Origin of the sequence: Burkholderia seminalis (assembly GCF_001718535.1) — a bacterium.
In the GTDB taxonomy this organism is placed as follows: Bacteria; Pseudomonadota; Gammaproteobacteria; order Burkholderiales; family Burkholderiaceae; genus Burkholderia; species Burkholderia seminalis.
Window position 1 is genome coordinate 721,419 of the sequence record NZ_CP013399.1, and the last position, 21,392, is coordinate 742,810.

Annotated in this window: 19 protein-coding genes; 9 read left to right on the forward strand and 10 right to left on the reverse strand. The window is 66.7% G+C overall.

What is annotated here, in order from left to right; translation table 11 throughout:
• Positions 1-89: 89 nt before the first annotated feature.
• Positions 90-1,244 (reverse strand): sigma-54 interaction domain-containing protein, encoded by a 1,155-nt coding sequence (locus tag WJ12_RS19025; RefSeq protein WP_080288021.1) that lies wholly within the window; start codon positions 1,242-1,244, stop codon positions 90-92.
• Positions 1,245-1,719: 475 nt separating this feature from the next.
• Here WJ12_RS19025 and msuE point away from each other — a divergent pair, with 475 nt between their 5' ends.
• Entirely contained in the window at positions 1,720-2,280 is a 561-nt protein-coding gene (gene msuE / locus WJ12_RS19030) for an FMN reductase (protein ID WP_034191738.1), read from the forward strand.
• A gap of 35 nt (positions 2,281-2,315) precedes the next feature.
• Positions 2,316-3,419 carry a dimethylsulfone monooxygenase SfnG gene (gene sfnG / locus WJ12_RS19035; RefSeq protein ID WP_069245780.1) on the forward strand — a complete coding sequence of 368 codons (1,104 nt, stop codon included), beginning with the start codon at positions 2,316-2,318 and terminating at the stop codon, positions 3,417-3,419.
• A 352-nt stretch (positions 3,420-3,771) separates the two neighbouring features.
• Here the strand turns inward: sfnG and WJ12_RS19040 are convergent, their stop codons facing one another.
• A complete protein-coding gene (locus tag WJ12_RS19040; RefSeq protein ID WP_034192008.1) occupies positions 3,772-4,419 on the reverse strand; it encodes a LysE family translocator in 648 nt (215 codons plus the stop codon).
• A 110-nt stretch (positions 4,420-4,529) separates the two neighbouring features.
• On the opposite strand from WJ12_RS19040, the gene WJ12_RS19045 reads away from it, so the two are divergent.
• Entirely contained in the window at positions 4,530-5,381 is an 852-nt protein-coding gene (locus tag WJ12_RS19045; protein ID WP_034192007.1) for a LysR substrate-binding domain-containing protein, read from the forward strand.
• Between the two features lie 22 nt (positions 5,382-5,403).
• Here WJ12_RS19045 and WJ12_RS19050 read toward each other — a convergent pair whose 3' ends face one another.
• Entirely contained in the window at positions 5,404-6,294 is an 891-nt protein-coding gene (locus tag WJ12_RS19050; RefSeq protein WP_034192006.1) for a LysR substrate-binding domain-containing protein, read from the reverse strand.
• 152 nt (positions 6,295-6,446) lie between these two features.
• Between WJ12_RS19050 and ydiJ the strand changes: the two genes are divergently transcribed.
• Complete coding sequence (ydiJ, locus tag WJ12_RS19055; RefSeq protein ID WP_059562240.1) at positions 6,447-9,494, forward strand: D-2-hydroxyglutarate dehydrogenase YdiJ; 3,048 nt, start codon at positions 6,447-6,449, stop codon at positions 9,492-9,494.
• A 94-nt stretch (positions 9,495-9,588) separates the two neighbouring features.
• Here ydiJ and WJ12_RS19060 read toward each other — a convergent pair whose 3' ends face one another.
• The 3 genes from WJ12_RS19060 to WJ12_RS19070 all read right to left on the reverse strand — a co-directional run bounded on the left by WJ12_RS19060 (position 9,589) and on the right by WJ12_RS19070 (position 12,671).
• Entirely contained in the window at positions 9,589-9,891 is a 303-nt protein-coding gene (locus WJ12_RS19060) for a hypothetical protein (RefSeq protein WP_059562243.1), read from the reverse strand.
• 87 nt (positions 9,892-9,978) lie between these two features.
• A complete protein-coding gene (locus WJ12_RS19065; protein WP_034192003.1) occupies positions 9,979-11,133 on the reverse strand; it encodes a branched-chain amino acid ABC transporter substrate-binding protein in 1,155 nt (384 codons plus the stop codon).
• A gap of 638 nt (positions 11,134-11,771) precedes the next feature.
• On the reverse strand, positions 11,772-12,671 hold the full coding sequence (locus WJ12_RS19070) for a DMT family transporter (RefSeq protein ID WP_059562246.1): 900 nt from the start codon (positions 12,669-12,671) through the stop codon (positions 11,772-11,774).
• Positions 12,672-12,728: 57 nt separating this feature from the next.
• On the opposite strand from WJ12_RS19070, the gene WJ12_RS19075 reads away from it, so the two are divergent.
• The 4 genes from WJ12_RS19075 (at position 12,729) to WJ12_RS19090 (ending at position 15,779) form a co-directional block, all read left to right on the forward strand.
• Entirely contained in the window at positions 12,729-13,706 is a 978-nt protein-coding gene (locus WJ12_RS19075) for a LysR substrate-binding domain-containing protein (protein WP_059562249.1), read from the forward strand.
• Between the two features lie 195 nt (positions 13,707-13,901).
• The gene (locus WJ12_RS19080; RefSeq protein WP_034192000.1) at positions 13,902-14,573 is read left to right on the forward strand and encodes a hypothetical protein; all 672 of its coding nucleotides are present in this window, start codon (positions 13,902-13,904) and stop codon (positions 14,571-14,573) included.
• A 49-nt stretch (positions 14,574-14,622) separates the two neighbouring features.
• Entirely contained in the window at positions 14,623-15,090 is a 468-nt protein-coding gene (locus WJ12_RS19085; protein WP_059562252.1) for a hypothetical protein, read from the forward strand.
• A gap of 224 nt (positions 15,091-15,314) precedes the next feature.
• Positions 15,315-15,779 (forward strand): hypothetical protein, encoded by a 465-nt coding sequence (locus WJ12_RS19090; RefSeq protein ID WP_059562666.1) that lies wholly within the window; start codon positions 15,315-15,317, stop codon positions 15,777-15,779.
• Between the two features lie 26 nt (positions 15,780-15,805).
• Here the strand turns inward: WJ12_RS19090 and WJ12_RS19095 are convergent, their stop codons facing one another.
• The 3 genes from WJ12_RS19095 to WJ12_RS19105 form a co-directional block, all read right to left on the reverse strand.
• Complete coding sequence (locus WJ12_RS19095) at positions 15,806-16,330, reverse strand: hypothetical protein (protein WP_156444832.1); 525 nt, start codon at positions 16,328-16,330, stop codon at positions 15,806-15,808.
• 152 nt (positions 16,331-16,482) lie between these two features.
• Positions 16,483-17,640 (reverse strand): acyltransferase family protein, encoded by a 1,158-nt coding sequence (locus WJ12_RS19100; RefSeq protein WP_049035414.1) that lies wholly within the window; start codon positions 17,638-17,640, stop codon positions 16,483-16,485.
• 154 nt (positions 17,641-17,794) lie between these two features.
• Complete coding sequence (locus tag WJ12_RS19105) at positions 17,795-18,439, reverse strand: glutathione S-transferase family protein (protein ID WP_059562258.1); 645 nt, start codon at positions 18,437-18,439, stop codon at positions 17,795-17,797.
• 210 nt (positions 18,440-18,649) lie between these two features.
• Between WJ12_RS19105 and WJ12_RS19110 the strand changes: the two genes are divergently transcribed.
• On the forward strand, positions 18,650-20,131 hold the full coding sequence (locus WJ12_RS19110; protein ID WP_059562266.1) for a sensor domain-containing diguanylate cyclase: 1,482 nt from the start codon (positions 18,650-18,652) through the stop codon (positions 20,129-20,131).
• 209 nt (positions 20,132-20,340) lie between these two features.
• On the opposite strand, the gene WJ12_RS19115 is transcribed toward WJ12_RS19110, so the two are convergent.
• Positions 20,341-21,249, reverse strand: coding sequence for a LysR family transcriptional regulator (locus WJ12_RS19115; RefSeq protein WP_034191993.1), 909 nt, complete (start codon positions 21,247-21,249; stop codon positions 20,341-20,343).
• Positions 21,250-21,392: the final 143 nt, after the last annotated feature.

Here is a 21,392-nt window from a genome sequence, read left to right on the forward strand (position 1 = left end):
GCGGCAACGAAGCACGAGCGTCGCGCCACGATACATCAGGTTCGGACGTCAATGCACGGATTGCGGCGCGATCGCGCCGTTGGGCGAGATTATTTCAGCGCCGCAATTTCCTTCGCACGGATCAGCCGCGCGCGCAGCACGTTGCGGCTGATGCCGAGCAGTTGCGCGGCCCGGATCTGGTTGCGGTGGCTGAAGTCGAACGCGACGCGCATCACGGTGTCCTCGATATGCTCGAACAGGTTGCCGTGTCCGTCGTCGAGCAGGTCGCGCAACGCGTGCTCGAACGCAGCCTGAGCATGGGCGGACGGTTCCGGGGCAGGCACGGCGGCCGGTGGCACGCACGGCGACGCAAGGTGCAGGTCGGTGTCGTGCAGCACATCATGGCGGCACACGAGCAGCGCGTGATGGATCGCGTTCTCCAGTTCGCGGATATTGCCGGGCCAGTGATGCGATACGAGCCGGCGCTCGGCGCGCGGGTCGAAACCGCGCGGTCCGGCACCGAGGCGCGCGCGGTAGTCGTCGAAGAAGTGACGCGCGAGCGGCAGGATGTCGCCCGGACGCTCGCGCAGCGGCGGCACCGCAAGCTGCACGACGTTGAGCCGGTAGTACAGGTCGCCGCGGAAATGCCCGGCCGCCACCGCCTGCTGCAGATCGACGTTGGTCGCCGCGACCACGCGCACGTCGACCGGAATGCCCGTGCGCGAGCCGAGCCGCACGACCTCGCGCTCCTGCAGCACGCGCAGCAGCTTGACCTGCATCGACAGCGGCAGGTCGCCGATCTCGTCGAGAAACAGCGTGCCGCCGTGCGCGGCTTCGAACCAGCCGGGCTTGGCGCCGACGGCGCCCGTAAATGCGCCTTTCTCATGGCCGAACAGTTCGCTGTCGACGAGCGTTTCGGAGAAGGCGCCGCAATTCACCGCGACAAACGGCCCGTCGCGGCGATTGCCGAGATCGTGCACGTGACGCGCGATCAGTTCCTTGCCGGTGCCCGTCTCGCCGACGATCAGCACGTTCGCGTCGCTCGGTGCGACACGGTGCACCTCCTCGAGCAGCGCGAGCGAGCGTGGATCGGCAAACACCTGCGTCCGCGCGCGGACCTGTGCCGGGCGTCCGGGCAACGTCAGGACGGAGGCGGTGCGTGCCGCAGCGGGCAGGCCGGCCGGATCGCGCGTGTCGGATGCGTCGCGGGACGGGACGACGACACGAAGGTTGAGCGGGCGCGACGAAGCGGAAATGGAAGTCATGGCGATGAACCGTTGGATGGCCGGGCGAGGCGGACCCGTGCCGACAAGCGCCGGGGTCCGGCTGCTGCGTGGTCAGCAGAGTGTTCAATGTTTCGCCGCGCGCGAAAAGCATCGATTTCTGATAACCAAAGCGCGATTGCTGAGAAACCTGCAATGGTGCGGGCGAGCGGGGTTGCCCCGACGCCAGGGCGTCGAATTCGATGCCATCGCGCGCCGCGCTGCTTCCTGGGCAGCAGTTCGCCAGCACGGTCGCTTCGCCCGGTTCATCACGTCGTGGAATATCGATGTGATACGCGCGGCGGAACGCTTGCCGCGCTCGCGCATTTGTGCGAATCCCGTGTCAGGCGGACGAACGCACGAAACTTCGCGATGCAGACGATCGCGCCGCGACCCGGCCGCCCGAATGGCACGCTCCTTGCTGACCCGAAGCGGTATCGCCGCACCGACACGCGGCTCGACAACGGGAACGCATCGCATGAGCAACACCCTCAACGTGGTCGCGATATCGGGCAGCCTGCAACGACCGTCGCGTACGCTGGCGCTGACCAACGAGATCGTCGCGGCACTCGGCGCCGCGCTGCCGATCGAGCCGCGACTGATCGAACTCGGCGAGATCGGCAGCCGGCTGGCCGGTGCGCTGACGCGCGCGCAGGTGCCGGCCGATCTCGAGGCGCTGATCCGCGCGATCGAGACGGCCGATGCGCTCGTCGTCGCGAGCCCGGTCTATCGCGCGTCGTATACGGGCCTGTTCAAGCACCTGTTCGACCTCGTGCGCCATGACGCGCTCGTCGACGTGCCCGTGCTGCTCGCGGCCACCGGCGGCAGCGAACGTCATGCGCTCGTGATCGACCATCAACTGCGGCCGCTGTTCAGCTTCTTCCAGGCGCGCACGCTGCCGGTCGGCGTGTACGCGTCCGAAAGCGATTTCGACGCGTACCGGATCGCGAACCCGGCGCTGCGCGAGCGCATCGCGCTCGCCGTGGATCGCGCGGTACCGCAGTTGCGTGCGCACGCATTCTCCGCCGCGGCCGCGTAGGCCGCTTCCGTTTCCCCTTCGACCAGGACACCTCCATGAGCCTTCACGACCCTTCCGCCGACGGCGTCAAATTCGCGTACTGGGTGCCGAACGTCAGCGGCGGCCTCGTCGTCAGCACGATCGAGCAGCGTACCGACTGGAGCCTTGAATACAACCAGAAACTCGCGCGCACGGCCGAGGCGGCCGGCTTCGACTACGCGCTGAGCCAGATCCGCTTCACGGCCGGCTACGGCGCCGAATACCAGCACGAGTCGGTGTCGTTCAGCCAGGCGCTGCTGCATGCGACGACGAAGCTCAAGGTGCTCGCCGCGATCCTGCCGGGGCCGTGGCATCCGGCGGTGGTCGCGAAGCAGCTCGCGACGATCGACCACATTTCGAACGGGCGCATCGCGATCAACGTCGTGAGCGGCTGGTTCAAGGGCGAATTCACCGCGATCGGCGAGCCGTGGCTCGAGCACGACGAACGCTATCGGCGTTCGAAGGAATTCATCCAGGCGCTCAAGGGCATCTGGACCCAGGACAACTTCACGTTCAAGGGCGACTTCTACCGCTTCAACGATTACACGCTGAGCCCGAAGCCGGTGCAGAAGCCGCACCCGGAAATCTTCCAGGGCGGCAGCTCGCGGGCGGCGCGCGACAACGCGGCGAGCGTGTCGGACTGGTATTTCACCAACGGCAACACGCCGGAGAACCTCAAGGCGCAGATCGACGATATCCGTGCGAAGGCCGCCGCGAACAACCATCGCGTGCGGATCGGCGTCAATGCGTTCGTGATCGCGCGGGACACCGAGGAAGAGGCGAAGGCCGTGCTCGACGACATCATTGCGCACGCGCACGTCGAGGCGGTCAATGCGTTCGGCGATGCGGTGAAGGAGGCCGGCAAGGCGTCGCCCGAAGGCGAGGGCAACTGGGCGAAATCGACGTTCGAGGATCTCGTGCAGTACAACGACGGCTTCCGCACGAACCTGATCGGCACGCCGCGGCAGATCGCGGAGCGCATTGTCGCGTTGAAGGCGATCGGCGTCGATCTGGTGCTGGCCGGGTTCCTGCATTTCATCGAGGAAGTCGAGTACTTCGGCAAGAAGGTGCTGCCGCTCGTGCGCGAACTCGAGGCGCAGCGGCAGGCGATCGCGGCGTGACGCGCCGGCCGATCGAGGCAGGTTGCCTGCGACGGCTGTCGCGGGCCGTTCCGATCTGACGCTTCGTATAGCGAAACAGGGGGCGACGGATGCCTGGGGGATCCGTCGATCGATTCATCGGTTCCGATGCGGAAGCGATCGAGGTCGCACACCGCGTCGCGGCGCGGCTCGTGGCACATGTGCCGTCGCGCGACAGCGAACGGAAGCTGCCGTTCGCTGCGCGTCCGGTTTCCCCCACGCTTGCGCGAACTGGCGGCCGACCTGCCGGCGAAGTGACGCAACGCGCGCCGGTGCGTGCTGTACGGCATCACGCGCGCGTCGGCAGGCGGATGTCGTTACCCGCGCGCGGCCGTCACGCCACGCCCGCCAGCTTCGATGCTTCCCGGACCATCTGCACACCGAGGCCGCCAAGCACGAGCCCCATCGCCCAGCGCTGCGCGAGCAGCAGTGTCGGGCGCCCGCGCAGGAATTTCGCGATGCCGCTCGAGCAGATCGCCACCAGCCCGTTGGCCGATGCGAACGCGGCGATCAGCAGCGAGCCGAGAAACAGCGACTGGCCGAACACGCTGCCCTGCCGGTAGTCGATGAACTGCGGCAGCAGCGACACGAACAGCATCGCGAGTTTCGGGTTCAGCACGCTCGTCGTCGCACCCATCGCGAGCAGGCGCATCGGCTGCTCGTTCGGCAACGCCTGCACCTCGAACGGCGAGCGGCCGCCGGGCCGGACCGCCTGCCATGCCAGATACAGCAGGTAGACCGCCCCGACCGCGCCCAGCACGCTGCCCGCATAGGGTACGCTCATGAACAGCGTCGTGATGCCGAATGCCGCGCCGAACATGTAGAACAGGTAGCCGATCATCACGCCAGCCAGCGAAATGAGTCCGGCCGTGCGGCCTTGCGCGATCGAGCGCGACATCACGTAGACCATGTTCGGCCCGGGCGTGACCGCGAGCATGCCGCCGATGGCGAGAAATCCGTAGAGCGATCCGGACGTGTGCATTTTTCCGCTTCCTGCATCGAGGGAGTGCTGACGGGATTCATTGTCCGGCCGTGGAGGAGAGCAGTAAAACGGGATAAACTGAATCGATTGATCAGATTTCCTGAATCGACATGAAAAAGCTCGACCTCGACGTACTCGCGATGGTGGTGGCCGTCGCCGACACCGGCTCGTTCGCGCAGGGCGCGCAGGCCGTGCACCGGTCGCCGTCGGCGGTGAGCATGCAGATCAAGGCGCTGGAAGACGCGCTCGGCAAGCCGCTGTTCATCCGCGACACGCGCAACGTGACGGCCACCGACGACGGCACGATGCTCGCCGACTACGGCCGCCGGATGCTCGCGCTGCGCGACGAGGCATGGGCGTCGGTGGTGCGCCCGGAGATCCGCGGCCGCGTGACGATCGGCGTGCCGGACGACTACATTTCGTCGCTGCTGCCGCAGGTGCTCGGCAAATTCGCCGCGATGCATCCGCGCGTCGAAGTGCGCGTGATCGGCCAGCCGAGCAGCGCGCTCGTGCCGATGCTCAAGGACAACACGGTCGATCTCGCGTGTCTCACGCGGATCAAGGGCGTGACCGGCGAGCTGATCCGGATGGAGCCGCTCGTCTGGGTCGGGTCGCCGAAACGCGACGTGTGGAAGGAGCGGCCGCTGCCGGTGGCGTTTTTCACGCACGGCGGCAGCATGGCGCGCGATCACGCGGTCAAGGCGCTGAACCGGCGGAAGATCCCGTACCGGATGTCGTACGAAAGCCCGAGCCACCTCGGGATACTGAGCATGGTGGAGGCCGGGCTCGCGGTCGCGCCGCTGGCGCGCTGCTGCATTCCGGATCACCTCGTGCAGCTTTCGGAAAGCCACGGGCTGCCGCCGCTGGGCGAGATCGAGGTCGTGCTCGCGCGCAGCGCGCAGTCGGCGCGCCCGCCGTGTGATTACCTGGCCGAGCAGATTCTCGGCGAATGGCGCACCTGACCGGCCGGCGGCCGGCCGCGCGTCAGCACGACGCCAGCAGCCATTCACGGAACGCGGCGAGCGACGGCAGCGTCTCGTTGCCGGGCGGATAGACGAGGTAGTAGCTGCGCTGGCTCGTGATCGCGTCGCCGATCGACACGAGTTCGCCGCGGCTCAATTCATCCTCCACCAGTACCTTCGGCACCAGTCCGATCCCCATTCCGGCGCGCACCGCCTGGATGAGGTGGGACGTCAGCTCGAAGCTCGGGCCGATACGCATCTGGCGATGGTCGAGCCGATAGTGCGAGAACCATTCGGCCCATGCCTGCTGGTTGCTCGTCACGCCCAGCAGCGTCTGCTTCGCGGCCCATGCCGGCGTGCGCGCGTCGGCCTTGCGGCCGCGGCCCGCCTCGGGCGGCGCGATCGCGATCAGGAACTCGTTGTACAACCGGTGCGCGTGCAGGCCGGGCCAGTCGCCCGCGCCGACGGTGATGGCCGCGTCGAGGTCGTCGTTGAGGAAATCGATCGTGCCGATCCGTGAATGGAGATGCACGGTCACGCCCGGATGCGCGGCGTAGAAGTCGTGCAGGTGCGGCAGCAGCCATTTCGAGCCGAACGTCGGCAAGGTGGCGAGCCGCAGCGTGCCGGCGCCCGCCTGGTGCGACATCGCCTGCAACGTCGCGCCGCGGATGCGCCCGAGTGCGCCGCTCAGTTCGGCGAAATAGCGGCGGCCGACTTCGGTCAGCTTCACCGAGCGGCCTTCGCGCCGGAACAGCGGCACGCCGAGCTGGTCCTCGAGCGTCTGGACCTGCCGGCTGATCGCGCTCTGGCTCAGCGACAGCTCCTCGGCCGCGCGCGTGTAGCTTTCATGCCGCGCGGCGGCCTCGAACACGAGCAGCAATGACATCGACGGGGTCAGGCGACGGTAATTCATGAGTTTTATGCAATATTCGCCGGGCAAGAATTCGTTTGTTTCTCGCGGAATATCCAAAGATACTGGAATTCCCGGTCGCGCGGAAACTTGCTAAAAAATCATGTTTCGGTGCGCGCGAGCCGGCCGGCTCCACCCACACTGCGTTTTTACCCATGTCGATCGCCCCGTTGCCCCGTCCCGCCAGCCCGCCCGCGAACGTTTACCGCGATTTCCTCGCCGCGCTGCAAGCGGCGGGATTCGCCGGGGAGATTCACGCGGACCACGCGAACCGGACGGTGCAGGCCACCGACAACTCGATCTATCAGCGCCTGCCGCAGGCGGTGATCTGCCCCGCGCATGCGGACGACGTCCGGCTGCTGGCGCGGCTGCTGGCCGAACCCGCGCACCGCGACGTCGCGGTGGCCGCGCGCGGCGGCGGCACGGGCACCAACGGGCAGTCGCTGACCGACGGCGTCGTCGTCGACCTGTCGCGCAACATGAACCGGATCCTCGAAATCGACGTCGAGCAGCGCTGGGTGCGCGTGCAGGCGGGCGTCGTCAAGGATCAGCTCAATGCGGCGCTGAAGCCGCACGGGCTGTTTTTCGCGCCGGAGCTGTCGACGTCGAACCGCGCGACCGTCGGCGGGATGATCAATACCGACGCGAGCGGGCAGGGCAGCTGCACGTACGGCAAGACGCGCGATCACGTGCTCGCACTCGATTTCGTGCTGATGGGCGGCGAGCGGCTGCACAGCGATGCGCTCGACGACGACGAGCTGGCGCGCCGTTGCGCGCGGCAGGACCGCATCGGCAAGGTCTATCGCACCGTGCGCCGCATCAGCGACGACCAGGCCGCGCTGATCGACGCGAAGTTTCCGAAGCTCAACCGCTGCCTGACCGGCTACGACCTCGCGCACCTGCGCGAACCCGACGGCCGCTTCAACCTGAACAGCGTGCTGTGCGGCGCGGAGGGTTCGCTCGGCTTCGTCGTCGAGGCGAAGCTCAACGTGTTGCCGATCCCGAAGTATTCGGTGCTGGTCAACGTGCGCTATGCAGGCTTCATGGATGCGTTGCGCGACGCGCGCGCGCTGCTCGGGCACCGGCCGCTGTCGATCGAGACCGTCGACTCGACGGTACTGATGCTCGCGATGAAGGATTTCGTGTGGAGCAGCGTGGCCGAGTATTTCCCGCAGGACGACCGGCGGCCGACACTTGGCATCAACCTGGTCGAATTCAGCGGCGACGATGCGGACGACGTCGATGCGCGCGTGCGTGCGTTCGTCGAGCATCTGCGCACCGATACGAGCGTGGAGCGCCTCGGCCATACGCTCGCGGCCGGCGACGATGCGGTGAAGCGCGTGTATGCGATGCGCAAGCGCGCGGTCGGCCTGCTCGGCAACGTGCAGGGCGAGGCGCGTCCGCAGCCGTTCGTCGAGGACACCGCGGTGCCGCCCGAGAACCTCGCCGCGTACATTGCCGAATTCCGCGCGCTGCTCGACGGCCACGGGCTGCAGTACGGGATGTTCGGTCACGTCGACGCGGGCGTGCTGCATGTACGGCCGGCGCTCGACATGAAGGACCCGAAGCAGGCCGCGCTGGTGCGGCCCGTGTCGGATGCAGTGGCCGAACTCACGCAGCGTCATGGCGGCCTGCTGTGGGGCGAGCACGGCAAGGGCGTGCGCTCCGAGTACGCGCCGGCGTTTTTCGGCGAGCTGTATCCGTCGCTGCAGCAACTGAAGGCCGCGTTCGATCCGCACAACCAGTTCAACCCGGGCAAGATCGCGACGCCGCCGGACAATACGATGCGGCTGCTGAAGATCGACGAAGTGCCGACGCGCGGCGACCACGACCGGCAGATCGACGAGCGCGTGTGGCAGGCCTACGGCACCGCGATGCACTGCAACGGCAACGGCGCGTGCTACAACTTCGATCCGGACGACGCGATGTGCCCGTCGTGGAAGGCGACGCGCGAACGCGTGCAGTCGCCGAAGGGGCGCGCGTCGCTGATGCGCGAATGGTTGCGCCTGCAAGGACAGGCCGGCATCGACGTCGTCGCGGCGGCGCGTGCGCGGCAGCCGTTCCTGCGCGGCCTGGCCGCCCGCTGGCGCAACAGTCGCGCGGCGCGCGGCGGCGACGCCGATTTCTCGCACGAGGTGTACGACGCGATGGCCGGATGCCTCGCGTGCAAGTCGTGCGCGGGGCAGTGCCCCGTGAAGGTCAACGTGCCCGAGTTCCGTTCGCGCTTTCTCGAGCTGTATCACCAGCGCTACCTGCGGCCGCTGCGCGACTACCTGATCGGCTCGCTCGAAGTCACGATGCCGTGGATGGCACGCGTGCCTGCGCTGTACAACGGGCTGATGCGTGCGGGATGGGTACGCACGCTGCTCGAACGGCAGGTCGGCATGGTCGACAGCCCGCTGCTGAGCCGCTTCGATCTCGCGGCCGTGATCCGGCAATGGAGCGTGAAGCCGGCCGACCCGCGCGCGCTTGCCGCGCTGAGCGACGCGCAGCGCGTTCGCAGCGTCGTCATCGTGCAGGACACGTTCACGCGCTATTTCGATACCGAGCAGCTGGCGACGCTGATCGAGCTGGCGGCGCGTACGGGCTTTCAGGTCTGGCTCGCGCCGCTTGCACCGAACGGCAAGGCGCTGCACGTGCAGGGCTTTCTGCACGCGTTCGAGAAGGCCGCGATCCGCAATGCGACGCAACTGGCCGCGCTGGCGCGTTCGGGCGTATCGCTGGTCGGCCTCGATCCGGCGATGACGCTCACGTATCGGCAGGAATACCTGAAGGTGACGGGGCTCGCCGAGGTACCGAAAGTTGCGCTGCCGCAGGAGTGGCTGCTGCAGGCACTGCCGGAAGCCGGCGCGAGCGGCGTGACCGGTTCGTACCGGTTGCTGCCGCACTGTACCGAGAAGACCAATGCGCCCGACAGCGGCAAGCAATGGATGCAGGTATTCGCGCGGCGCGGTTTGCGATTGAAGGTCGAGTCGACCGGATGCTGCGGGATGTCGGGCACGTACGGGCACGAGGCGCGCAATCTCGCGACGTCGAAGACGATCTATGCGCAGTCGTGGGCGGCGCGCGTCGACGGGCCCGCGGACGAAGGCGAGGCGCTGGCGACCGGGTATTCATGTCGCAGCCAGGTGAAGCGCTTGTCGTCGAAACAGGTGCGCCATCCGTTGCAGGCGCTGCTCGATCACGTGCGGGCGGCGGGGTAACGATCGGGCGGCGCGGTTTGCGCGGCGCGCAAGGGGGCATCGATCGATGCATCGAGCGGCCCTCTGCGTTGCCGCATGCGACGCATGCCGCGGTTCAGGCGTCGGCTTTCGCGGCCTTTCGCGCGCGCGGCTTTTCCGCCGCGGGAAACACGCCGCCGCCGCGCGGGCGTTTCGGCTCGATCCGCATCTGCCGGATCACGCGCCGGAAATCGATCTCGTGCGCGGCCAGCGTGCCGATCAGTTTCGCGATGACCGCGAGGTGGGACGGGACGGTGCCCTTGCTCGAATAGTTCGTGATCGAACTTTCGTTCATCCGGATCAGGCGGGCGAACTCGCGCGCCGTCAACTGCGCTTTCTTCAGCTCCTGTTGGAATTCCGCATACGCCATTGCACACATAATGCTTCGTCTCCGTGAATCGGCATTCGGCCCGCCCGGCGCCGGCGCCGACGGGTGGCGTTCCCGTCGTGCCGGCGCCGCGGCGGGTTACATCTTCACCTGATCGAGGAAGGTCTTCTTGCCGCTCTTGTAGCCGTAGATCGAGATGATCCCGTGCGTCAGGTCGCCCTTCGCGTCGAACGTCGTCGTGCCGATCACGCCGTTGTACTTCGTCGACGGCATCGCGGCGAGGATCTTGGCGGGGTCGGTCGAGTTCGCGCGCTTCATCGCATCGACCGCGATGTAGACCGCGTCGTACGCGAACGGCGCATCGAACTTGATGCCCTGGTTGAAGCGCTTCTGGTACTTCGCGAGGAAGTCCGCGCCGCCCGGCATCTTCTCGAGCGCCGCGCCGGCCTGCGAGCACAGCACGTTGTCGGCCGCCGGGCCGGCCAGTTCGGCCAGCGAGTCGGTGCATACGCCGTCGCCGGACAGGATCTTCGCGCGCAGGCCGAGCTGCTTCGCCTGCTTCGCGAGCGGGCCGCCGGTCGCGTCCATGCCGCCGTACATGATCGCGTCGGGATTCTCGCCCTTGACCTTCGTCAGGATCGCGCGGAAGTCGACCGCCTTGTCGTTGGTCGCGTCGTGCGACAGCACCTTCAGGCCGAGCGCCTTCGCCTTCTTCTCGAACTCGTTCGCGAGGCCCTGGCCGTACGCGGTCGAATCGTCGATCACCGCGACGCTCTTCACCCCCTTCGCCTGCGCGTAGCTCGCGAGCGCGGGGCCCTGCTGCGCATCGGTCGCGACGACGCGGTAGGTCGTCTTGAAGCCTTGCTGCGTGTAGGTCGGGTTGGTGGCCGACGGCGAGATCTGCACGATGCCCGCGTCGCTGTAGATCTTCGACGCCGGGATCGACGTACCCGAGTTCAGGTGGCCGATGACGGCGACGACCTTGTCGTCGACGAGCTTCTGCGCAACCTGCGTGGCCTGCCGCGGGTCGGCCGCGTCATCCTGCGCGTCGAGCTGCAGCGTGATCTTCTTGCCGCCGATCGTCAGGCCCTTGGCGTTGATTTCCTCGACCGCGAGGCGTGCACCGTTCTCGTTGTCCTTGCCGAGGTGCGAGATGCCGCCCGTCGTCGGTTCGACGCTGCCGATCTTCACGACCTGGTCGGCCATTGCCGTCGACGCGGCCGCGAATGCGGCGGCAGCCAGTGCAACGGTGATCAGGGGTTTGCAGCGCATGCCGACAGTGCTTCGTTCCATCTGCCATCTCCGAATTGAATGTCTTTCTATTGACGTCTCGACCGGCCGGCGAGGCGCCGGGGCGGTCGGACGAGTCTCCATACCCATCATGGGCGTCACTTGCATGGCGTCCGGCGGTATGACGGGCTCGCCCGGACGAGCGGGCGAATCGTCGCCGGCCGTCATGCAATTCGTATGAATATATACGAAGGCGATTTTGCGCGCCGCGGCGAATCGCGTAGCGGCCCGCGCGGCAAGGGCGGACGCCCGGATGTCGAAGCATCCGGATGCCGGAAATCGTGCGCTGCGGCGGGCCACCGGCTGCGGTTCGCTGTCGATGTCCTTACGGATGCATCCATTATTCGGCCGGGCGACGGGGCGAAGCCATGGACACTGACGCGCGGTCAATCCGGAACTGTTCGGTCGATTTGTCTGCACAGTTTGGGCACTTGCGATCGCCTATCCGGTTTCGTCGACTGGCTTTCATCAACGGTGGTGTTCGTCTTAATGCAACTAACGGTCAAGCCCGCCTGCGTCGGCGAATGGGTGTCGACCGCCTGCCCGGGACGATCCATTCCGCTTCACAGAAGCTGGGGTGCGCTTCGGTCCGCCTGCTGCCGGATCGACGGGCCGGCACGGCCAACCGAAGCGGTGGCGATCTACGAACGCCCGCGCAGTGCGACGAAGACCACGCCTGCGATGGCCAGCAGGCCGCCGCAGGCCGTCGCGATGCCGGGCCGCTCGCCCGTCAGTACCATCGACAGCAGCGTCGCGACCGCCGGCGTCAGGTAGAGGAAGTTGGCCGCGCGGGCCGCGCCGAAGTAGCCGAGTGCGAAGGTCCAGGTCGCATACCCCAGCGCGGCGGGAAACACGCCGAGCACCACGACGGCCAGCGCCGTGTCGCGGGACCCGCCGGCGAGCGACCCGAGCGCGCCGGGCAGCCAGGGCGTGAGCAGCACCGCGCCGGCCAGCAGCGTGTATGCCGTGCAGGCCAGTGCGCCGTACACGGGAATCAGCCGCCGCTGCAACACGAAATAGCTGGCGGAACACAGCGCCGCGCCGAGGATCAGCGTGCTGCCCGAGCCGAGCACGAGGCCGCCCGGCTGCCCTTGCGCGATCACCGCGATGCCGGCGAGGCTGACCAGCGAACCGAGCCATCCCCAGCGGTTGAAGCGCTCGCGCAGAAACACGGCGGCCAGCAGCGCGGTGAAGATCGGCAGCGTATTCACGATGAAACTCGCCGCGCCGGCCGACACGGTCCGCTCGCCGGTATTGAGCAGCGCGTTGTACAGCGCGATGCCGAGAAAACCGCACGCGACGAAGCGCAATGCGTCGCCTTTCGCCGGCAGCGGCGGCCGCCGCCACGCGAGCCACGCGATCACCAGCAGCGCCGCGGTCGCGAAACGTGCCGACGCGAGCTGCAGCGGTGCGAGGCCGTGCAGGCCGATCCGGATGAACGGGAATGCGGATGCCCACGAGACGATCGTGAACGCGACCGCGCCTGCCGCGACGAGCGGTTGTCGCGTGCCGCGCGACGTCGATGAGGAAAGGGTATTCATGCAGCCATGGTGCGGCGTCGCGAGATGTTAAGCTAGCGCACAGATCAACACGCGGATATGAATATGGTTCACAGCTCGGGTTCGCGTCGGGCTGACGATCCGGCGCGTGCGCGCCCGGTCGTGGACGTGCTGCCGGTTGCCGCGTCGGCGCCCGGCCCGCGGCCGCCGCTCGCGAGCCTGGAGACCGTCTGCACGGTGGCCCGCGAGGGTTCGTTTCTCGCGGCCGCCGATGTTTCCGGCGTCACGCACGGTGCGATCAGCCGGCGGGTGGCCGCCGTCGAAAACTGGCTCGGGATGGCGCTGTTCGAGCGGCATGCGCGCGGCGTGCGCCTGACGCCGGACGGGCAGCGCTTCGTCGGCCGGATCGAGCAGGCGTTCGCGATCATCGACGGCGCGGCCGATCAATGGCGCTCGCCGCGTACGCCGCGGCTGGTCCGGATGAGCGTCGTGCCGGCGTTCGCGCAGCTCTGGCTGTTCGAGCGGCAGCATGCGCTCGAAAGCGAAGCCCCCGCGCTGCGTATCGAGCTCGGCATCGAACTGCGCAACGTCGATATCGCCGGCGGTGAAGCCGATCTGTCGATTCGGTACGGGCGCGGCAACTGGCGTCAGCTCGAAACCCGTGCGTTCATGCCGGAACGGCTGTACCCGGTGGCGCATCCGCGGCTTGCCGAGCAGCTGGCGAAGGCGCGCCGCCGGGCGGGGGACGCCGCGCTGCTCGACATGCCGTTGCTGCACGATTCCGACGTGACGGGCTGGCGCACCTGGTTCGACGGGCTGGGCATTCCGTTCAAGCCGCGGGTGCAGGATCGCCGGTTCGAGGATTACAACCTCGTCCTCGCGGCGGCCGAAGCGGGCCTCGGCGTGGCGCTGGCGCGGACCCCGCTCGCGGATACGTACCTGACGCGCAGCGCGCTTGTTCGCGTCAGCCGGCATGAAGTCGATTCGCAGCTCAGGTATCACTTCGTGCATGCGAAGGGCGAGAGTCGGCCGGAGGTGCTGGCGTTGATGGAGCGGATGGTGAAGGCGTTGGGGTAGGCACGCGCCTTGCCGTGGATGCGATCGACCGTGCGGTGCCATTTCTGTCAGCTCGACCGTCGTCGCCAGATCGTTACAATGCAGCCGCGGAATACGGTGAGATCGCCACGGTGAGGCAGAATCGTGCCTTTGGCCGGTGGCGGGCCACTCTTCAATCATTGCAGTACGGGTTCAAATCTGTTGAAAAGGGAACCGATGAATAGACCAGACAAGTCGTCGAAAGCGCGTGCGGCGCTGGACCAGCTGTTTTCGGGCATGGCGCCCGCGGACGCGACGCGTACTTCGCCGCGCCCCGGCAATCCGTTCGAGGCGGCGGACGACGAGGTGTCCAGTGCATCCGGCGGCCGTGGCCGCGTCGAAGTCACGCTGTCGACCCGAATCCAGCTGCGCGGCTATCCGAGCGCCGACGCGTTCATGAAGCGCATGGCCGAAGCGTGGGGGCTGGAATGGGGGACGTACGACAGCATCCGGGCCGTGGCGACGCTGCCGGCCGGATGGCGCTCGCGCCGCCTTCCGGAAGTCACGCAGATCGTCGACGAGCATGACGTGCTGCGCGCCGAGAGCAGCCTGCAGGGCGGCGAGATGTCGTATCTGAAGGTGCACCCGCGCTACTACATCGATGCACGCAAGCGTTTCGGCTGGAGCAAGTCGTCGAAGGCGTCCGACGATCCGGATCTGGACGGTCCCGACTGGAACTGCTTCGTGATCGACCGCGAAAAGTCCGTCGAGGTGCACGAACTGACGACGTCGTCGCTGAAGGCCGACATGGACAACGCTCGCGCGACGTTGCTGAAGTGGCTCGACGAGCACTATCCGAAACATCGCGACCCGTTTGCATACTGGTCGGATTGCGACCGCGCGCTGTAAGGTTGCACGGCGGCGCGACGCATCCGCCGCTTGCCATGGTGGACGACCATTGAAGCAAATCAGTCCGGTCCCGATTCTCTGGGCAGCCTTCGGCGCGGCCGTCGGATCGACCGTCATCGAGTTGCTGCTGTGGGCAATTGCCGGCGACGATGCCGTCCGGAATCTGTTGCGCGACGCACGCCTCACGGCCGCGATCGTGATGGGGCGCAGCGTGCTCGGTTCGTCCGGCGGCTTCGATCCGCTGGTCATGGGCGTGGCGACGCTCGTGCATGCGGCGCTTTCGCTGGTCTATGCGGCCGTGCTGGCACGGCTGGCCCACGGATTGTCGCTTCGCGCCACGCCGCTTGCCGGCGGCGCATTCGGCCTCGTCCTGTACGGCGTCAACCTGTACGCCTTCACGGCAATCTTCCCGTGGTTCATTCCGGTTCGCGGCGTGATCACGCTGATCGCTCATCTGGTATTCGGGGTCACGGCTGCGGCAGTCTACTGCGTCGCCCGGCGCGAGACGGGGCGCTGATCCCGGCATCGATTGCCGAGGGTGCCTGCCACCGTCATCCGTATCCCGACCCCTGGAATAACCTGGCGCGCCGTGTCGTTTAGCCGTCAGGAGACCTTGGTGCGAAGCGAAGTAGCGGCGAGCGGTGATCGCCGCGCGACGAATCGTGCGCAAGCAAAACGGTGTGTCGGGCGTCGTTGGCGACGCTCGGGATCAAATGGTCGGGGGCAACGCAGGAGCCGATCATGTGCAACCTGTTTCGATCCGCGGCAGGCATCGTCTGTCTCGGCCTTGCCGCGTCCGTCTTCGCGCAAATGGCTGACGATCCGGCGGAGAACGGCGCGAACTGCCGCGCGATCGTCGCGCAGGCGGACATCGACGGCACGCGGCAGCAGATCGTGGGGCGCGCGTGCCTGCAAGGCGACGGTACGTGGCAGATCGTGCAAGGCCCCGACGGCAGCGTGCTGTGGTATCCGGCGGCGGCCTACCCCTATGCCGATCCGTGGTACTGGGGGCCGCCGCTGTTCGTCGGAGCGGGCGTGAGCTTCATCTTCGTCGATCGTTTCCGGCGTTTCCACCGCTTCGATCATGTCGATCACTTCAATCCGATCGAGCATCGCCGCTTCGGCGCCCCGATGGGCGCGGGGTTCCGCCATGGCTCGTTTCCGGTCGGTGCGACTCGCGGATCGGGCGGCATGCGACGACATTAGACGGCGATTGACCGGTGTCGCGATGCCTATTCGACCCTGGACGGTGTGCGGCGACTGTCCAGGTCCTTCAGTGCCGGAAAGACGCTGCGGTCCCATGAACCAAGGCCGTACGACTGCCACAGTATTTTCCGTTTGACGAAAATTTCGAACGTGGGCGTCGGTGGCGACAATTTTTCGAGGCGCTGTCGCCGCTCGAACAACCATCGGACGATCGGCGGATAGTCGTCGACCGTTTCGGCGGACGCAATGGTATCGCGTTCCACGATGAAAAGATGCACGTCCGGGTGCGCGTTGGCCCAGGATTCGAATTCGCCTTTTCCGCCCAATGAACCTGCCCACCGCTGGCAAAAAACGCAATCCTTTGCCGCGTGCACGATCAGGACGATCGGTTCGTGCTCGTGCACGTCTGCTGCGCGAATGCGGTCAGCCCAGGTGACCTTCGATTGCGGTTCGGACGCGCTCTTGCCGACGCTGGCGTCCGATTCGTCACTGGCCAGCGCCATGTGCGGAGTCGCAAGCATCAGCGACGCCAGTACCCAGACAGTAGCCATCCTGTGCTGCGACCACCGCAGATGTGCCATGTTCGTGCTCCCGTGCGGGACAGCCGGTATCGATCGACGAAGCGACGCGGACGACCCTGAAATCAGTGTAGTAGCCGGGAGCGCGGTGCGGTATTCCGCTCCGCGCGAGACGACCGGGGCGCTTACAGGATCGACGCGAACCGGGGCACGCGAAGCAGGAGACCGGCAACCAGGTAGCACGCGACGCAGGCGACGCTGCCGGTCACGGTGAATTTCAGGAACGGGTTCGCGGGCACGTGCCGCCACGCGAGGGCGACACCGACCAGCACGGGCGGATGGATGATGTAGATGGCATACGCGCGTCGCGACAGTGGCCGCCATGCGCCCGTCAGCCGGTCGAAGCAGCGCTGAAAGCGGTCGACGAGAAACAGGATCGCCCCCCATGCGACCAGCGGTTCCCAGAACGCGTAGATCACCGCCTGAGGGCGGCCGCGCCACGCGGGAACGTGCTTCGCGAGCAGGTAGGCGAGCGGCAGCACGGGCAGCGCCAGCAGCGCGATGCGCGACCACAGCCGGACCTGCCGTGCTGGCAGATGCGCGATCCAGTGCACGCGCGCTGCCCGGCAACCGGCCGCGTACAACACGACGTAGCTCGCGAAGTAGCCGAGTTGCAGTCCCCATACGTTGGTACCTATCGGCCACCGGGACCGCAGCGCCAGTGCCGCGATACCCGTGAACCACGCTGCGATGGCCAGCGTCCTGTCGGAAGGGCCGCGGGCGGAGCGGTTCATATCGTGTGCGACAGCGCGCGGGAAGGGGGGGTACAGCAGGGCCGCCGCCACGCTGAAAATCAGCAACGCCTCGGCGAACCACATCGGTCCGTTCTCGAACGTGCCGGTTCGCCACAGATGTTCCAGCGTCTTCGCGAACGGGTGGCCCGCGCCAGACTGTGCGAGGGCGATCGTTACGGGGCCGATCAGGACGCCGTATATCAGCAACGGCAGCCCGAGCCGGAGAAACCGGTCGGCCAGGAAACGGACGGTGCCCTTGCGCGCGATCGACGGCGGCGTGTAATAGCCCGCCAGGAAGAAGAACAGGCCCATGAAAAATGCCTGGTTGATCGCGCAGAAGAGCGTCAACAGCGCGGATTCGACCGACGGCCCGGCGGCCACTTCGTGGTAGTACCACCCGCCGAGTGCGCCGTACGTGATCGCGCAGTGGTGGAAGACCACCAGCAACGTCAGGCAGGCCCGCAGTGCGTCGAGGCCGGCATTTCGATGCACGGCAACTGCCCCGTCTTGCTGAAACGCCAGGTTGACCGGAACGTCGTGAGCGCTCATCGCCTCGCCTGCGTGGTTGGTCCGTCATGACCCGCCTGACGACGATCGTTGTCGCGATGACGCGTGCGCATCCGGCGGGCGTACAGATCCGTACCCTACGCCGTTGTGCTTACAACCTTCCAACAAGCCGTTTTACCGCTGGTGCGGTACCCGGTCAGTCGAGTTTCCCGCGCAGGTCGTCGAACGGAATCATCACATGCGTGCGATACGCGGGCCGCGCCTTCAGGCGTTCGTACCACGCTTGCACGTGCGGGATGTCCGGCCGTGCGATGTCGAGTTCGAAGTAGCGATACAGATGCGTGCCCGTCGCGATGTCGGCGAGCGTGATCGTGTCGCCGGCGAGAAACGGCTGCCCGGCCAGCACCGCGTCGAGCAGCCGGAAATACTGCGCGCATTGCGCGATGCTCTGCTCGACGCGCGCGGTGTCGCGCTGCTCGGGCGGCGTCCGGAAGTAGCCGCGGAACACGCCGTTGAGGAACGTGGGCTGCAGCGTCGTCTGCGCCCAGTCCATCCAGCGGTCGGCGCGCGACTGTTCGGCCGGGTCGTCGTGCCAGAAGCCGGGGCGCCCGTAACGCGCGGCGAGGTAGCGCAGGATGCTGTGCGATTCCCATACGACGGACCCTTCGTCGTCGATCAACGGCACGCGTCCATGCGGATTCATCGCGAGAAACTGGGGCGTGTCGAGCACGCCGAACCGGCCGCCGGCCGGCACGTGCCGATGCGCGAGCGCGAGCTCGCCGACGAGCCACATCACCTTCTGGACGTTGAACGCGTTGCGTCGTCCCCATACCGTCAGCATGCCGGTCTCCTTGCGTCGTGTGGAATCGGAAGTCGGACAGTGTAAACGCCGCAGGCGTGCACCGCGGTGCACGCCTGCCGAGTGTCCGTCGCGCTCCCGTCGAAAAAGGCGATCCACCCGGGTCATCGCGGGCTTGATGTGCCCTCATCCGTTTTTTACTATGAGGGAAACGCGCCCGCACGTGCGCCCAAACCACTTCCGAGGGCCTCAATGCAATTCAGGTCGACTGCTCCCTATACTGTCGTCGTCATAGGTATCGTGATCGCCTGCGCGTTGATGGGCCTGTGCGTGCTGCAGTTGTTGCAGAGCCGTAATGATGCACTCGACCGGGCCCGCGAAACCTCCCGCAATCTGGGCCTGATGGCCGAACGCGACATCGAGCGCAACGTCGAACTCTACGACCTTTCGCTGCAGGCGGTGCTTCACGGTCTGCAGCGCACGGACGTGATGAATTCTTCCGCGAGCCTGCGCCGCGCCGTGCTGTTCGATCATGCGATGACAGCGCAATTTCTTGGCTCGATGCTGGTGCTCGACGCTGGCGGAAACATCGTCCTGGATTCCGCCAACGACGTGCCGCGCCAGGGAAATTTTGCGGATCGCAAGTACTTCACCGTCCATCGCGACAATCCCAATGCAGGGCTTTACGTCAGTGACCCATTCGCATCGCGGTTGCGGGGCGGTTTGCTCAGCATGGTGCTGTCGCGGCGAATCTCGAATCCCGACGGCTCGTTTGGCGGCGTCGCGCTGATCGCGATCAACCTCGAGTACTTCCGGCAGCTGTTTGCCGGGCTGTCGCTCGGGCAGCACGGCTCGATGTCCCTGATCGGCAAAGACGGCATATTGGTGATGCGTTACCCGTACGACGTGCACCTCATCGGCCGCGACATCAGCAAGGCCGCGACATTCCGGCGCTTCCAGACGGCATCGGAGGGCTCTTTTTCCGAAACGGCGTCGATCGACGGGGTGCGTCGTCTCTATTATTTCAAGCACCTGCCGAAGCTGCCGCTGATCATCATGGTCGCGGAGGCGGAACAGGACATCTATGCAGGCTGGCGGCACCGCGCGGTAACGATCGGCGCGCTGGTGGCCACGTTCGGCGTCGCTTTTATCGTCGTGTCGATCATGCTCGGCGCACAACTGCGGCGTCGTATGCGGGCGGAGTCCGAACTGGTGCTCCTGGCACGCACGGACGGGCTCACTGGCTTGAACAATCGGCGCAGCTTCGGGGAAGTGCTGGACCGCGAATGGCGCCGCGCCCGCCGCGCTCATTCCGTTTTTTCCCTGCTGTTTGTCGACGTCGACCGCTTCAAGGCGTACAACGACACGTACGGCCATCAGGCGGGCGACGACGCGCTGGCGGCTGTTGCCCGCTGCATCGGCGACAACATCCGCCGCCCGGCAGATACCGCGGCTCGCTACGGTGGGGAAGAATTCGTCGTGCTGTTGCCCGATACGCCGCCAACGGGCGCCGCGCAGATCGCCGAGCGCATTCGTGCGGCCATCGATGAATTGGCGCTCGAGCATGCTGGCAGCGAATACGGGCGCGTCACGGCCAGTATTGGCCTGGCAAGCTGGACACCGGAGCAGGAAGGGGAGGCTGGCGCCGTGATCAAGGCAGCGGACGAGGCGCTGTACTACGCGAAGGCAACCGGCCGGAACAAGGTCGCCGCCTTTCAGCCCCGGCCCGATTGAGGCCGGGATGACGTACCCCTATTTTTGTTCGAACCGGCGTGGAGTCCGAGGTAAAAACCCGCTGCTTGGCACCGTGCGCGCGGGCGAACTGCCTGGGCGACAGGTTGCCGATCGAATCGGACGGGGACGCGTATGTCCTGTAACCGCGGCGGCGTTGCGCCGATGGCCGGACTTCCTGCGTCGAGAAACAACCTCGTGACGCTGCACAACTAGCGGAACGCCCGCATCTGCCCCATCATCATCTGCAGCATCTTGTTGGCGGCCACGGAGAGCTTGCGGCCCACGCGCGTGACCATATGCGCCTCGGCGTTCTCGAGGATCGGATGCGCGATCTCGATCGCGAACAGCTCCTTGGCTTGCAGCTCGGCCGCCACCGCGAAGGCGGGCATCACCGAGATGCCGAGTCCCGATTTCACGAACTCCTTGAGGATTGCGAAGGAATTGGTGGTGACGACCGGTCCGAGCCGCACGCGCTCGGCGTACTCCACGGCCTCCATCATCTGCCGCGTGCCGTAGGACGGGTGCGTGGCCGCCAGCGGGTAGGTGGCGAGCTGCTGCACCGTCAGTACCTTGTGGGTGCGGCGCGGAAAGTCGGGGCCGACGATCGCCATCATCGGCTGCCGCTTCGAGGCGCGCGACACCAGCTTGGGCTCGGCGGGTGGGTTGTAGACCAGGCCGATCTCGCCCTCGTCGTTCGAGATCTTGCGGATCACGTCGTTGGTGCTGCCCACGTCGAGGTTGACGCGGATCCCGGGGAACTGCCGGCAGAACTGCTGCATCGGCCCGGCCAACAGGTCCGAGACGAAGCCCTCGCCGAGCACCAGGCTGACCTCGCCGGTCTTGAGGCCGCGCAGTTCCTGCAGGCGCGAGAGCAGGTCGTCGCGGTGCGCGAGCTGCTCGCGGAAATACTCGATCACGCAGCGTCCCGCCTCGGTGGGCGTCACGCCGCGCGCGTGGCGCTCCACCAGGGTGGCGTCGAGCTCCTTCTCGAGCAGCCCGATCTGGCGGCTCACGGCCGAGGGCGCCACGTCGAGCCAGTCGGCCGCGGCGCGGATCGTGCCGCAGCGCACGGCCTCGTAGAAATAGACGATCCGGCTGTCGGTAAGGGTGTCGCTCATGATCCAGGTGTTCTAAAAAAGAGAACAATATCAATATTGGCGTTGATTGATTATACGGGTCGCCGGACCGAACATCGTGGCCATGCAAGGCGGGCGCACGCTGGCGCGCCGGCCTCGAACCAACAGCTATCAGGAGTCGTCGG